Annotated in this window: 13 protein-coding genes; 3 read left to right on the forward strand and 10 right to left on the reverse strand. The window is 39.2% G+C overall.

Annotation, left to right across the window (positions count from 1 at the left end):
• Positions 1-181 precede the first annotated feature (181 nt).
• Both PHAL_RS0115715 and topA read left to right on the forward strand, forming a co-directional pair.
• Positions 182-4,162, forward strand: coding sequence for an Ig-like domain-containing protein (locus tag PHAL_RS0115715; RefSeq protein WP_016709379.1), 3,981 nt, complete (start codon positions 182-184; stop codon positions 4,160-4,162).
• 249 nt (positions 4,163-4,411) lie between these two features.
• A complete protein-coding gene (gene topA / locus PHAL_RS0115720; RefSeq protein WP_016709380.1) occupies positions 4,412-7,099 on the forward strand; it encodes a type I DNA topoisomerase in 2,688 nt (895 codons plus the stop codon).
• A gap of 128 nt (positions 7,100-7,227) precedes the next feature.
• On the opposite strand, the gene PHAL_RS0115725 is transcribed toward topA, so the two are convergent.
• Positions 7,228-7,470 carry a hypothetical protein gene (locus PHAL_RS0115725; RefSeq protein WP_016709381.1) on the reverse strand — a complete coding sequence of 81 codons (243 nt, stop codon included), beginning with the start codon at positions 7,468-7,470 and terminating at the stop codon, positions 7,228-7,230.
• A gap of 215 nt (positions 7,471-7,685) precedes the next feature.
• Here PHAL_RS0115725 and PHAL_RS0115730 point away from each other — a divergent pair, with 215 nt between their 5' ends.
• Positions 7,686-8,234: a TIGR00645 family protein gene (locus PHAL_RS0115730; protein ID WP_016709382.1), complete on the forward strand. Its 549-nt coding sequence runs from the start codon at positions 7,686-7,688 to the stop codon at positions 8,232-8,234.
• A gap of 104 nt (positions 8,235-8,338) precedes the next feature.
• Here PHAL_RS0115730 and PHAL_RS0115735 read toward each other — a convergent pair whose 3' ends face one another.
• The 9 genes from PHAL_RS0115735 to PHAL_RS0115775 all read right to left on the reverse strand — a co-directional run bounded on the left by PHAL_RS0115735 (position 8,339) and on the right by PHAL_RS0115775 (position 13,608).
• Entirely contained in the window at positions 8,339-8,779 is a 441-nt protein-coding gene (locus PHAL_RS0115735; protein WP_016709383.1) for a hypothetical protein, read from the reverse strand.
• Positions 8,780-8,972: 193 nt separating this feature from the next.
• Complete coding sequence (locus PHAL_RS0115740; protein ID WP_016709384.1) at positions 8,973-9,905, reverse strand: M14 family metallopeptidase; 933 nt, start codon at positions 9,903-9,905, stop codon at positions 8,973-8,975.
• Positions 9,906-10,016: 111 nt separating this feature from the next.
• Complete coding sequence (locus PHAL_RS0115745; protein WP_016709385.1) at positions 10,017-10,574, reverse strand: hypothetical protein; 558 nt, start codon at positions 10,572-10,574, stop codon at positions 10,017-10,019.
• 303 nt (positions 10,575-10,877) lie between these two features.
• The gene (locus PHAL_RS0115750; protein ID WP_036981173.1) at positions 10,878-11,582 is read right to left on the reverse strand and encodes a pseudouridine synthase; all 705 of its coding nucleotides are present in this window, start codon (positions 11,580-11,582) and stop codon (positions 10,878-10,880) included.
• A gap of 2 nt (positions 11,583-11,584) precedes the next feature.
• Complete coding sequence (locus PHAL_RS0115755) at positions 11,585-11,914, reverse strand: TusE/DsrC/DsvC family sulfur relay protein (protein WP_016709387.1); 330 nt, start codon at positions 11,912-11,914, stop codon at positions 11,585-11,587.
• A gap of 3 nt (positions 11,915-11,917) precedes the next feature.
• Complete coding sequence (locus PHAL_RS0115760; protein ID WP_016709388.1) at positions 11,918-12,184, reverse strand: DsrH/TusB family sulfur metabolism protein; 267 nt, start codon at positions 12,182-12,184, stop codon at positions 11,918-11,920.
• Entirely contained in the window at positions 12,181-12,537 is a 357-nt protein-coding gene (gene tusC, locus PHAL_RS0115765) for a sulfurtransferase complex subunit TusC (protein WP_016709389.1), read from the reverse strand. Before tusC ends, PHAL_RS0115760 begins: the two co-directional genes overlap by 4 nt.
• Entirely contained in the window at positions 12,534-12,887 is a 354-nt protein-coding gene (gene tusD, locus PHAL_RS0115770; protein WP_016709390.1) for a sulfurtransferase complex subunit TusD, read from the reverse strand. Before tusD ends, tusC begins: the two co-directional genes overlap by 4 nt.
• 55 nt (positions 12,888-12,942) lie before the next feature.
• On the reverse strand, positions 12,943-13,608 hold the full coding sequence (locus PHAL_RS0115775; RefSeq protein ID WP_016709391.1) for a Bax inhibitor-1/YccA family protein: 666 nt from the start codon (positions 13,606-13,608) through the stop codon (positions 12,943-12,945).
• Between the last annotated feature and the right edge of the window lie 323 nt (positions 13,609-13,931).

The raw sequence follows: 13,931 nt of genomic DNA on the forward strand, positions 1-13,931 counted from the left end.
TTGCCATAGCCTACCAGCATGCAGATTTTTATACAGAAAAAAACGATAAATATGAAAAAAAAATCGTAAATAAAAAAACCATAAAAAAGTAATAAAAGTTGTGATTTTAAAGCTTGTTATAGGTTAATATTGAGTAAATTTTAGATTTACATTATTAATAACAAACGCTAGGGAGAGGGCAATGCCTTTAATGCGATGGCTCAGTGTCATAATGTTAAGTTTTTTAATCACGGCGTGTGGTGGCGGTGGAACACTTGAAAAGGAAGGTGGTGAACTGGGTGGCGACACTGATGTTGCAACTTATACCTTAACGATTAGCGCAATTTCTGAAGTCACAGGTGAAGCAGCTAATAACGTTTCAGCAAACCAGCGTTTAGAGTTAGCAGCTAAACTATTAAAAGATGGTGCAGCAGTCCCTGGAAGTAGAGTAACGTTTACTACAGATGGAGATTATGGTGTATTTAATCCTGTATCTGGCACCGCTGAGACGGATGCTGATGGTATAGCAAGAGTATTTCTTAGTGTTGGTAGCACGGCTGGTGCTGGAACAGTAAGTGCTTCAGTCACACTCGACGGCACAAGTGTCGCAAGTGCTGAACCTTTTACATTTACATCGACAGGTGAGCTGGATAGTACATCACAAGGTGATTACTCTATTACTTTACAAGGCTATGCACAAGATACAGGCGTTGCATCGAATACAGTAACAAATTCAGCAGCACTTGATTTAAGGGCTACGTTAAAGCGTAATGGAGAGATTGTTGCTGGTAAGCGTATAACTTTTCAATTAGCCGATAATATAGGTCTGTTGTCGCCATCTTCTGCACTTACTCAGAATGATGGGATAGCTACTGTGGAATTATCTGCAGGTTCAGATGCGGGGGCTGGTCAAGTTAGTGCCGTATACACCATTGAAGGTGTCTCTTATTCTGGTACTTTTGACTTTCAGTCAACAGGAGGTCAAGATAATGTGTCAAATGAATACATCTTGATATTAAATGGAGTTTCTACAAATACGGGGGCACCATCTAATCTAGTTACCCCAAATGATCCTATAACCCTTCAAGCCAATTTACAGCATAATGGTGAGCCCCTAAGTGGTGAAAAAGTGACGTTTACTTTATCTGATAGCATTGGTGAACTTGATCCCCCTTCTGGCACTGCATTAACGAATTCTCAAGGAATTGCTTCAATTTCATTACTCGCTGGCGATGTAGAAGGCGCAGGTGAAGTTGTGTTTAGCTATACTGTTGACGATGATACATATGTCTCTGCACCTTTCACATTTGAAGCTCAAGTGCAAAGTGAAGTAGTCACAGAAGTGAATGTAAATGTTTTAGCTAGTAATGATCTAGTAACTAGAAGTATAGATTATTTGAACCCAGCACGCGCGCAAGCCACGGTTACTGTAAACGGCCAACCTGCTGCATTTAAGTTTGTTACATTTAACCTTACAGGTTTTGGGATACTTAACCCTTCAAATGGCACAGCCATGACGAATGAGCAAGGAATTGCTGAAATTGATTTATTAACTGGTACAACTCAAGGGGCTGGGAGTATTACCGCAACTTATGTTAATGACAAAAAAATATCAACTACCTCTACGGAGTTTGTATATGAAACAGCAGGGGATTCACCTGCGCAAAATGGTGATACTGATTATGCGCTTTCAATTAGCTTAATATCAACACAGACATTGACTGAAACGAATTCTGTGAGTGCAGATAATAGTGCGCAAGTAAAAGCCTTAGTATTAGATAGTGAAGGTAACCCTGTTACAAATCAAGTTGTCAACTTCTCTACTACGTTAGGACGTTTACTGCCAAGTCTTGGAACTGCTTTAACTGACACCTCGGGTATTGCAACATTAAATTTGACGGCAGGCTCTATTGAAGGGGCCGGTATTGTCACGGCACAGTTTGATAATCAGCAAGCGACTATTGGTTTTTATACCCGTGGTGATGTAGCTGATTCGACTCAAAATACAGCTGATATATCATTTAAGTTATTAAAAAATTGCTTAGATGGTTTTACAAATAGTAGAGATGCTACTTTATGTGATGAAGTAACAAGCTTCTCAAGTGAAGAATCCGGTGTGTTATATGTACAAGCACTCAAGAACGGTTCTAATACACCTCTAGAGCAAGTATTAGTAACAGCGACCACAACAATTGGTTCGATATCGCCTACTACGGGAACAGCCATAACAGATGCTAATGGTGTTGCATTATTAGACATTATACCGGGTCGAGATGTTGGAGCCGGTGAAGTTACTGTTTCTGTTTTAACCAGTAGTTTAACAAAGGCATTCCAAATCGCTGCCGTTGATGTAGAGATTGAGATTTCTTCTAATTTGGCTGACTCAGATCTATTATCTGCTGGTTCAACGGCTCTGATCTCAGTTGAAATCAACAAAGAGGGGGCATTGTTTACTTCACCATTACTCGTTGAGTTTAGCTCGGGTTGTGTTGATGCTGGTCTAGCAGTGATTGATGCAAGAGTTACCAGTATTGGTGGCGTGGCACAATCTACATACCGAGCTACAGGCTGCGTAGGCGCTGACCAAATTACCGCATCGGTAATCACCGGTGGCACTACAGTCTCTGATAATATTGTTGTAAATGTATCTAAATCTAATATTGGTTCTATTGAGTTTTTGGATTCATCGGAATCAGTTATTGCTTTAAAAGGAACTGGTGGTGCAAATCGTAAAGAGACATCCACTTTGCGGTTTAAGCTTGTTGATAATAATGGTAATCCAATTCCATCGAAAACCGTCAACTTTGAACTATCAACAACTGTTGGAGGTGTAAAACTGAGTCAAAGCTCCGGTTTTACCAATGCTGAAGGCATAGTACAAACAGTGGTCCAATCTGGCGTATACCCACAGCCTGTTAAAGTTATTGCATCAAGCGAAGAAGTGTTTGAAGGGCAAACTTTAAAAGTTATAAAACAATCTGATGAACTTGCTATTAGTACAGGTGTAGCTGATCAGAATAGTTTTAGTACAGCTTTAAGTGCTCATAACGTTCATGCACTTGATTTGGATGGAACTCAAGTTGAAGTGACAGCTCGTTTAGCAGATCATTTCGGTAATCCTGTGCCTGATGGTACGGTGGTAAGTTTTATCGCTGAAGGAGGGATGATTGCGCCTAACTGTCAGACAAGTAACGGTAATTGTTCAGTGACCTGGGAAAGTAGTAACCCACGACCTTTCACTAATAGTTATTACCAAAATACCATTATGGAAAAGTGTGATAGAGGGCTTCCATGTCCGATGGGAATTTTAAATGACGATTATAGTATTGACCTACCGTTAGGTGGACGTGCAACTATTTTATCTTATGCGCTTGGTGAAGAGTCTTATAATGATAAGAATGGTAATGGTTTATTTGACTCGACCGATTTTTTTGCTGAAATAAATGATAGGCCAGAAGCGTTTATAGATAATAACAGCGATAATACATACGGTGGCGAAGATTGCGCCATTGGTTCAGGTCCTTGTTCAGCTGAAAACTCTGATGGCGATGAGTTTGAAGAATTCATTGATTACAATAGCGATGGAACATGGACTACTGGAAATGGTGTTTACGATGGTTTACTCTGTACTGAAGCTGATGATACAGCAGGTATCTGTAAGCGAGGTTTAATACATATATTTAATAACTCTGAAATCGTGATGTCTAATGATGATGCCGCTTTCCGGGTAGTAACATTTGCTCCAGATTGCTCATTAATTCCAGGTGTTAACGCTTCAGAAGTGCGTTTAAATAGTAATTCATTGAGCCCTCTACTTAGAAAGAATCAAAGCGATGCAACCAGTGATTTGATGTGTCAGGTGGATAGTGTTGATTTTAGAGGCGGAACAACAGAAGCGGTTGATTTAACTGTTTATATTGCAGATATTTATAATAACCCAATGCCAGTAGGTACTGTAGTATCTATTTCGACAGATAATGGAGTGCTATCAGGCGCTGATGAAGATTATATTTTTCCAAATACGACTTCGATTGTGCCTATTTCTTTATCATTTGTTATTTTAGATGAACAAGATGACTCTCGAAATGATAAAACACAAGGTGCAATTACAGTTAAAGTTGCAGCTCCTAATGGGTTAATTAGCACGACATCCATTTCGGTACTGGATGATCCAGCACCCTAATTTAATTTTGTATTAAAAATGCCAACCATAAGGTTGGCATTTTTGTTGCTATTCTATATATTCCACTGCAAATACCAAAAAACATCGTTTTGTCTAAATTAACGGCAATAATTGTTTAATTAATCATTAAAAATAGAAAAGTTTGTATTAAAAGCTTGTAACAATTGGTGTTTGTAGATATACCTATAAATATTCGCGCTCGTAAATGAGCAAAACACATTTAAAATACTTGGTTAGAAATAGGCAACTATGGGCAAATCGCTAGTAATTGTAGAGTCTCCTGCTAAGGCTAAAACAATTAATAAATATTTAGGAAACGATTTTATCGTCAAGTCCTCTATTGGGCATGTACGAGATCTTCCTACCTCCGGTTCAGGCAAAACCAAAACGGCTGCTGTAAAAACGCCTGCAGAAGTGCGTAAAATGGCACCAGAAGAAAAGGCTGCATACAAAAAACAGCGTGATTATACGAACTTAGTTGCTCGAATGGGGATTGATCCAGAAAAAGGCTGGGAACCTCATTATGAAATATTGCCAGGTAAAGAAAAGGTTGTTCAAGAATTACAAAAGCTTGCTGAAAATGCTGACCAAATCTACCTCGCAACGGATTTGGATAGAGAGGGAGAAGCAATCGCGTGGCATCTGCAAGAAATCATTGGTGGAGAGCCTGAGAAGTACAAGCGCGTAGTATTCAACGAGATCACTAAAAATGCCATTCAGGCAGCTTTTGAAGCGCCAGGAGAGCTAAATACCGACATGGTCTATGCCCAACAGACCCGTCGCTTTTTAGACCGTGTGGTTGGCTTTATGGTTTCACCGTTACTTTGGGCTAAAGTTGCCCGTGGTTTATCAGCAGGGCGCGTACAGTCAGTAGCTGTGCGTTTATTGGTAGAACGCGAGCGCGAGATCAAAGCATTCATTCCGGAAGAGTTCTGGGATATTCATGCAGACGTTAAAAATAGTGAGTCTACCTTACGCCTAGAAGTGGTTAAGCAAAACGATAAAGCGTTTAAACCAGTTAATAAAACACAAGCTATGGCTGCAACTGCAGTCTTAGAGAATGCTGAATATAAAGTTGTTAGTGTTGAAGAAAAACCGAGTAAGAGCCGTCCAAGTGCGCCTTTTATTACTTCAACCATGCAACAAGCTGCCAGTACACGCTTAGGTTATGGTGTTAAGAAGACCATGATGTTAGCACAACGATTGTATGAAGCTGGTTACATAACTTATATGCGTACAGATTCGACAAATTTGTCCAAAGATGCTGTTGCAATGTGCCGTGACTACGTAAGTGAACAATATGGCAATAAGTATTTACCAAAAGAGGCTGTTAATTATAGCTCGAAAGGAAATGCACAAGAGGCGCATGAAGCAATTCGTCCTTCTAGTGTGAGTGTATTGTCTGGTCATTTAGAAGGTGTAGATCCGGATGCTAAGAAACTTTATGAATTAATTTGGCGTCAATTTGTTGCATGTCAAATGGTTGCTGCAGAATATGACTTAACAACTTTGACTGTAACAGCTGATGATTTTCAATTAAAGGCAAAAGGGCGTGTGCTACGCTTTGATGGTTGGACAAGAGTACAACCTGCTGTGCGTAAAAAGAATGAAGAAGATCAATCATTACCAGCAATAAAAGAAGGTGAGGTATTAAGCCTGATTGAGCTTGAACCTAAACAGCACTTTACTAAGCCGCCTGCGCGTTTTAGTGAAGCCAGTTTAGTAAAAGAGCTTGAAAAACGTGGTATTGGTCGTCCCTCTACTTATGCTTCTATTATCTCAACGATCCAAGATCGCGGCTATGTACGTGTTGAAAACCGTCGCTTCTTTGCAGAAAAAATGGGTGAAATTGTTACCGATCGATTAGTTGAAAACTTCACTGATCTGATGAACTTTGACTTCACTGCAAAAATGGAAGGTCGTTTAGATGATATCGCAGAAGGCGAACGTGTTTGGACTCAAGTGCTCGATAAGTTTTACGCTGATTTCTCTACTCAACTGACAATAGCCAGTGGTGAAGAAGATGAAGGAGGAATGCGTAAAAATGAAATGGTTGAAACAGACATTGATTGCCCAACATGCGGTAGAAAAATGGGGATTCGTACTGCGTCGACAGGGGTGTTTCTAGGTTGTACTGGTTATAATTTACCTCCTAAAGAGCGCTGCACGACTACGATGAATCTAGTGGCTGGCGACGAAGCAGTGGCTGCCGATGTTGAAGATGTTGAAACAGAAACATTAATGCAAATGAAGCGTTGCCCAATCTGTGAAACAGCGATGGATTCATACCTGATTGATGAAACTAGAAAACTTCATGTTTGCGGTAATAATCCCGCATGTAAAGGCTATGTCGTCGATGAGGGTACATTTAAAATAAAAGGCTATGATGGCCCTATCATTGAGTGCGATAAATGTTCAGCAGATATGCAATTAAAGTCTGGACGTTTTGGTAAATATTTTGGCTGTAGTAATGAGGAATGTAAAAATACTAGAAAATTACTACGTAGTGGTGAAGCTGCGCCGCCAAAAGAAGATCCTGTGCAGTTACCTGAGCTTGAATGTGAGAAATCTGATGCATACTTCGTGCTCCGTGATGGTGCTGCGGGTATTTTCTTAGCAGCCAATACGTTCCCTAAATCACGTGAAACTCGCGCTCCCAAAGTTGAAGAGTTACAGCGTTTTCGAGATCGTATTTCTCCTAAATTCTATTATCTTGCGGATGCGCCAGCAAAAGACCCTGATGGCAACTTAGCGGTTGTCCGTTATAGCCGTAAGAATAAAGAACAGTATGTAATGACCGAGGTTGACGGCAAAGCAACGGGTTGGACTGCACATTACAATGCTGGTAAATGGGTTGAAGAGGCGAAGAAAAAAGCCGCACCGAAAAAGAAAGCGGCACCTAAAAAAGCAGCTAAGGCGAAAAAGGACGCTGAGTAAAATTAATCGTAACTATTTTACACGGATAGGCGCTTAAGTATTAGTCGCTTGCCTTAGTCAAAAAAACCGGAACGCACATCATTGTGTCGTTCCGGTTTTTTATAAATTTCGCAGTGGCAAATTTAATTTTAAATTTTTACGTCAGTAACTTTTTTGTAGCCTTCAGACTCAAGCTCATCATTAACGCACTTTAAAACGTATGGCTTAAGCTCTTCATTGCTGATATCGTCGTCTTTAGCCCAGTTTAAACACATTTCTGTGTATTCTTTAATTGTTTCAGCTGAAGCGTCAACAGCATCATCTGCAACTGCAAATGTTGTATAAACAGCAAATAGAGGTGCGACGATAAGTGTTAGCAATGCTTTTTTCATTCGTTCATTCCTAAAAAAGTAATAACAATTGTTTTTGATAATTAAAACAAGAGTGATCCAATCAGCAATACGCTGTTGGTAAGTGGATTTTTAAACGAATTGATAATAAAAGATAACGAAATATTTTTATCGTAAAGACAAATAAAGTGTAATAAAAATAATGAACTCAATTTTATTAATGTTATCTTAGTAGGATAACTATATTAGGAACTTATATGTCTCAAAGCCAACCACCAGAAATTGCACCGCGTGTTGCATCTAAATTAGAAAAATTTGTAGAAAGCTTTATTTTTCGTGCCCGCTGGTTACTGGCACCTTTTTTTATAGGGTTGTTAGTTGCGATAATCCTGTTGTTGTTAAAGTTTTTTAAATATTTGTATCACATGGCGCTTAATACATTCAGTGCCACTAATGAGCAGTTATTAGTAGGGATTTTAACCTTGGTTGATACGGCTCTGCTCGCTGGTTTATTGTTGATCATAATTTTTAGTGGTTATGAGAATTTTGTTTCAAAGCTGAATATCGGTAATCATGAAGATCGCCCAGCATGGATGGGGAAAGTGGGGTTTTCTGGTTTAAAAATGAAATTGATCAGTGCGATAGTTGCAATATCTGCGGTAGAGCTGTTAAAAGTATTTATTAGCTCACCTAGTCACACCAGCGATGAGTTAATGTGGAAGGTGGTCATCCATGTTACTTTTGTAATATCAGGTGTACTGTTTGCGTTAACTGATTTTATTAATAGCAAAACGCACAATCACTAAATAGGCAGCGAGACAAAGGCTCGCTGCTTGTTTAAGTTGTTAAAACGTAGGTGCGGCGATTAATTATCCGGCCTTAGAATTACATATACTTTGCCACATCACTTTTAGGCTTGGCTTTTTTGCATACATAGTAATTGCATCGCTTTCTCGGTCATCGTTTTATTAACAAATGCTTTAGCTTGAGCTAAGCTGTTAAAAAGGCACGGACGAATATCCATATTTAGCCCCGCATTATCGAGAATGCGTTGCATTTGATTGATTACGATTGATGAGTCAAAAATATAGGCGCTGGCAATGCAGCCTTTATGTACCATGGCAGACGTAAGCAAGGTAAGTTGTTGCTCTGCTTGTGGTGTGGCAGCTAAAAGCGTTTGTGAATTGCTAATGTATCCCCATGGTTTATTTGCAAACTGCGCTACCTGTGTGAGTAAGCTATTAGCAAATGCAGAGACTAAACTGGCATTAACATTACCAGAGAAATCAGCAATGATGATATTTTGTTCACATTGTAAACTAACCTGGCCATATTTATTGATAAATTTCAACGTGCTTCCTTGTGAGAAAATTTAAGAGCGCGAATTTTATACAATTAAAACATGAAGTCTAGTTTTTTATTTATATTTTATAAATTTGCATTGAACAGTTTCTTTTAGAGTGAAATTTGACTTGATTATGTGTGTTTTCTGGCCTGCTCTGTTATTACACAGGCCAAAAATTTGTTTCTAGGTCATTAGAACATTACAGGTTATTAGCAATGTCAATGCTAAGTAAGTGATCTAATCCTCCAGTAATGGCTGCAACTTGCGCTAAAATACATTCTTCATCAGTTGCTGTTGGACTGTCTGGGTAGACTTCTGTCGTGGTAACATACTGCGCGTCAGTAAAGCCCATGCATAAACCAAGCTCTCTAGCTGAATAATTGATCACTCCAAACTGTTCAAGTGGTACACCAATTAATTGGTTATTCTCATCACTTGGCGCGATGTGTGTTACTTGAGCAACGCTATCAATGATCGCTTTTTGAAACTCAGGCATTGGTTTCGTGCTATCAGCGACAAGGTAAAAACCATCAGGAATATTCCAGTTTGTATTGGTTTTACCATCACGGGCGGCTAAAGCTGGACGAAACTCACTGTTATCGGAATCGGTTGTCTCATGTAAGTCAATATGAACATGTGGTTTTATATCATGGTCGTTCATATACTGAATCAGCGCTGCAGATTCAGGGGCAGGGCTGTCAGCATGAAAAGAGCGATTTGGGTCTATAGCTGCCGGATCCCAGCGATTAATCGTTTCATAACCCCATGGACTAATACAAGGAGCAATAATCAGGTTAAAATGCTCCGCATACTGTGCAGCTTTTGTTTTTACAAACCGTAATGCGCCATGCACACCGCTGGTTTCATAGCCATGCACTCCACCAGTTACTAACACTGTGGGTTTAGTTTCTTGCCAACATTTAGATTTGATAACATAAAGAGGGTAACGCTGTGGATCAACATCAAGCGCGCCATATTGCTCAATGTCAAATTGCTGTTTAAGTTCGTCGACTAAGGTAAGCACTTGAGACTGATAGCACCGTTTAATCGTTTGTTTACTAAGCCACTGTTGTTTGTTTTCAGCATTCCATGGAGTGCCTTGAGTGCCAATTGGGTAGTTACTTTCGCTCATAGAACCTTCATATTTTTCAATAAAGGCTTAGCTTAGCTTTGTGCTGACTTAGCTGCAACCGCAGGGATATAATTTAATTGCCATCATTGAGATAAACAGGGGTCATACGTACTAATATAAGCTTGCATGTTTACGCTTATGGGCCTCAAATAAGTAAGCCCTGAGCTGCTCTCGCCCTTGATGTATCTGCGTAATTTTTGCTGCAATACCCTGATCACTGACCCGAACAGGTTCAATCTCTATGCTGATTTTTTTCTTATTTGGTAAAATAAACTTTAACTGTTGGGAAGTTTTTCTTAGCTGCTTTTTTGACAGTGGCTTTAAAAATAGTCCTGTGCTTGAGATGGACTCTATTTTGAAATCGTGGTTTTGAATTTCCAAATTATCCCAGCGCCAGCAACGTTTGATCCCTTGGGTATCAATCACTTCAGGGGCATTTAAATAGGGTGTTAATGTGCCTAATTCATTTACTTTAAGTTCAAGTGGGAACCATAGCTGATAATGAGCGACCTCTGCGAGTAGCGTCAATTTAGCTTGGCTTAGTAAATGGGCGATACCGGAGGGGATCTCACTGTGTAAAGTGAGCGTATGTTCACAATTTAATTGCGCAGGACTGTCTGTTTGATATAAGTCCACTATATAACTGAGTTCTTCCTTCGAAATATCCATATACCTTAATCCATTAAAGTGGTTTTTTGTACATAAAACAAGCAAGGCTTATCCCTTGTTGTTTGACCTTATTGAAAATAATCCAGTAAAGCATGGACTATTAATTTATATAAAAAGCCCGCTACTCCCATTCCATATAACGGCCAGTTTACACAAATCTTTAATAATTTAATATGACTTCGTTACCCTTATGACATTATTATGAGTATTGCGCTTTTAATGTTCTGAAGGGGGCTGCTTAAGAAAAAGTGTATCTGTTACTTAGCTTAGAAGCCCTCAAGTTTTGGTGTATATTATTTCAGCTCATGGTGTATCAGTTATGATTTTATATTGCCCATTTTTTATCCCTTCTAATGTGTAGTCACCAATACGATACCGTATCAACCGCAAGGTGGGGTGGCCAACATGTGCTGTCATACGCCTTACTTGGCGATTTCTCCCTTCAGTGAGGGTAATACTTAGCCAACTAGTTGGAATGTTTTTTCGCTCTCTGACAGCTGGTATACGCGGCCATATAGTTGGCTCAGTAATACGCTTCACTTCAGCGGGTAGGGTAAGACCATCTTTAAGTTCAACACCTTGGCATAGGCGTTTAATAGCTTCATCAGAAGGCTCACCTTCCACTTGCACCCAGTAAGTCTTGCTGGTTTTTTTATTTGGTGCGGTTAAGGTGTTTTGTAACTTGCCACAATTAGTCAGTAATAATAGACCTTCACTGTCTCGGTCTAATCGTCCAGCAGCGTAGACATCTTTGATGGTAATAAAGTCAGCCAAGGTTTGTCGGTTTTGCTCGTCAGTAAACTGGCAAAGCACATCAAAGGGCTTATTGAATAACACCACTTTACGTTCACTAGCGGCAATTGCTGGTTTTATTTCACGTTTTACTGAGCTATTGATTTTTTTTGTGGTAACGCCGCTGCGATTATAACTACGGCCACTGTTACGACGTTTAGTTGTATTATTTTTCGGCGTGTTTTTTTTAGGTCCGTTGTTTTTAGTAACAGTCATGATTAAATACACCGCGCAGGTTTTGGCAAACCGGCGATTTTAGTTGCTTGCTTTGCAGGTCCTTTGGGAAATAATTTATAAAGGTAAATACTATTGCCTTTATCTTCTCCCAAGGCTTTTGCCATTGCTTTTACTAACATTCTTATTGCAGGGCTAGTGTTGTACTCTAAATAAAAATTACGTACAAAGTGGATCACTTCCCAATGTTGGCTGGTTAATTCGATACTTTCCTGGGCAGCAATAATTGGGGCTAATTCTTCACTCCATAATAGATGATCAAGTAGGTAGCCCTGTTTATCAGTGTCGATAATTTTATTATTAAATTCAAGCATGTGTTACCACGTAATAGAGTGAGAAGTTGCTAATGTTAATGCGACAAAGTCGTCATAATTCAGTGAGTGATCTGGTTCAGAGATAGTAATACCTCGAGATTGCGCATCATCAGCAAGTATTAATAAGTGTGTTGAAAGTTGCCTAAATTGGCGAATGGCAAAACAGGCGTCACTTAGCAAAAGCACCTGATCAGTTACTTGAATAAGATTAACTAATTGATCAGTATTGTAATAGCTAAGTGGCTTAGAGAATATATGCAAAGTACTCATAGGGTCACTATTTGTTGTTGTTGGCTAATAAGGTGGTGTTGCTGCTGATAATTAAGCGCTTTTACCTCAATGAGTAAGTGACTCTTTTCAAGCCCATATTCAAGTAATGATTTTTCACATACATAAATATTTTCAACATCGTATATTTCTAATGTTTTGATGGTTTTAAAATAGTTTTTTAAACCAATATGCTCAGGTTGCTGCTGTTTTTTTAATGCAAGCACTGCAGGACCTGTGAATAACCAACTAATATTTTGCTCTACAGCTGCAAAAATTAAGGTCATATCAAGTGCATCACGAATATGTAAGTCATCAAAAGGACTATGTTGACTTAATACCAGAACGTTGATCATTTAAATTGCACCCATTTGTCTGCATCACTTGCTAACATGGCAAATTCTGCCAGGCCAGCGACTGTAAAGACACCCGTATTGTTTATATCTAAACCACGCTTTTCAGCGGCAGTTACACACAGCATTAAATTGACACCCTGCTTATGTAATTGTTGCCAGAGTGAATTGATTGGTAATTCATCAGATGCTAGGTTTAACTGCTCGCTGGCATGAAACACCCCGTGTTGATATAAAAATAGCGCATCAATTTGATGACCTAGATTTAAACAAGCATGAGCAAATTTAATTAATCGCTGTGTGGCGTCATGATCGGATGGTGCGCTGTGCAAAGAAAGTACAAATCGTGCCAAAATTTTTCCAATAAAAAAGCCCCTAAAGAGGGGCTATTTTAGCAGAACTATTTAATTAGTCATTATTTGCGCCAAGAAGAGCAAGTAATGAAGTAAATAAGTTATAAACGCTTAAGTATAAAGAAACAGTTGCACGAATGTAGTTCGTTTCGCCACCGTTAATGATGCGGCTTGTATCGAATAAGATAAGCCCCGACATGATTAATACAACAGCTGCATTTAGCACCATAAACATTAATGAGCTGCCAAGGAAGATATTGACGATGCTGGCGATGATCACAACGATTAGACCGACAGTTAAAAAACCACCCATGAATGAGAAGTCTTTTTTAGTATTAAGTGCGTAAGCAGATAAACCAAAGAATATTAATGCAGTAGAGCCTAACGCTTGCATAATAAGCATTGGGCCATTAGCCATTGCAGCGTAATGGTTAAGCAATGGACCAAGGCCTGCACCCATTAAACCAGTGAAAGCGAATACCCACGCAACGCCCGATGCACTGTCAGCTTTTTTGTTTACAACAAACAATAGGCCAAAAGAAATAAGCGTGAAAACTAACCCCATAAAATAAGGAAGTTGTAATGCCATTGAAATACCAGCCGTCACAGCACTAAATGCTAATGTCATAGCCAATAAAAAATAAGTATTTTTTAATACCTTGTTTGTTTCAATGGTCGACATAACCGGTTTAGCGGTATTGTACGAGTGATTAAATGCCATTTTAGAGCTCCTTTAAGTGAAACTTGTTGTAGTTCCGATAATTAACTAGAGTTAGACTATCAAGACTTGTATATTTGGGCAAATGTTTGTAGTTCAATAGACCATTAAATAAATATAAAAGTTCCAGTTTGTACAATTATTCAGCTGGCCTGTGTGAAGAGTATGCAAATTAATTGTTTTTTAAGCACTTAAACTTTTTTTTGAAAAAAAAGCTTCACAAAGACCACTGCCTTCTCTATTATGCAGGCCGTGCGGAGAGATGGCAGAGTGGTCGAATGCACCGGTCTTGAAAACCGGCAGGGGTTTATAGCCCCTCTAGGGTT

The sequence above is a fragment of the Pseudoalteromonas haloplanktis ATCC 14393 genome, assembly GCF_000238355.1.
In the GTDB taxonomy this organism is placed as follows: Bacteria; Pseudomonadota; Gammaproteobacteria; order Enterobacterales; family Alteromonadaceae; genus Pseudoalteromonas; species Pseudoalteromonas haloplanktis.

What these genes read in the sequence shown, in the direction of transcription:
- PHAL_RS0115715 (WP_016709379.1), top strand. Translation starts at nt 182, where the DNA reads ATGCCTTTAATGCGATGGCTCAGTGTCATAATGTTAAGTTTTTTAATC.
- topA (WP_016709380.1), top strand. Translation starts at nt 4,412, where the DNA reads ATGGGCAAATCGCTAGTAATTGTAGAGTCTCCTGCTAAGGCTAAAACA.
- PHAL_RS0115725 (WP_016709381.1), bottom strand. Translation starts at nt 7,470, where the DNA reads ATGAAAAAAGCATTGCTAACACTTATCGTCGCACCTCTATTTGCTGTT.
- PHAL_RS0115730 (WP_016709382.1), top strand. Translation starts at nt 7,686, where the DNA reads ATGTCTCAAAGCCAACCACCAGAAATTGCACCGCGTGTTGCATCTAAA.
- PHAL_RS0115740 (WP_016709384.1), bottom strand. Translation starts at nt 9,905, where the DNA reads ATGAGCGAAAGTAACTACCCAATTGGCACTCAAGGCACTCCATGGAAT.
- PHAL_RS0115745 (WP_016709385.1), bottom strand. Translation starts at nt 10,574, where the DNA reads ATGGATATTTCGAAGGAAGAACTCAGTTATATAGTGGACTTATATCAA.
- PHAL_RS0115750 (WP_036981173.1), bottom strand. Translation starts at nt 11,582, where the DNA reads ATGACTGTTACTAAAAACAACGGACCTAAAAAAAACACGCCGAAAAAT.
- PHAL_RS0115755 (WP_016709387.1), bottom strand. Translation starts at nt 11,914, where the DNA reads ATGCTTGAATTTAATAATAAAATTATCGACACTGATAAACAGGGCTAC.
- PHAL_RS0115760 (WP_016709388.1), bottom strand. Translation starts at nt 12,184, where the DNA reads ATGAGTACTTTGCATATATTCTCTAAGCCACTTAGCTATTACAATACT.
- tusC (WP_016709389.1), bottom strand. Translation starts at nt 12,537, where the DNA reads ATGATCAACGTTCTGGTATTAAGTCAACATAGTCCTTTTGATGACTTA.
- PHAL_RS0115775 (WP_016709391.1), bottom strand. Translation starts at nt 13,608, where the DNA reads ATGGCATTTAATCACTCGTACAATACCGCTAAACCGGTTATGTCGACC.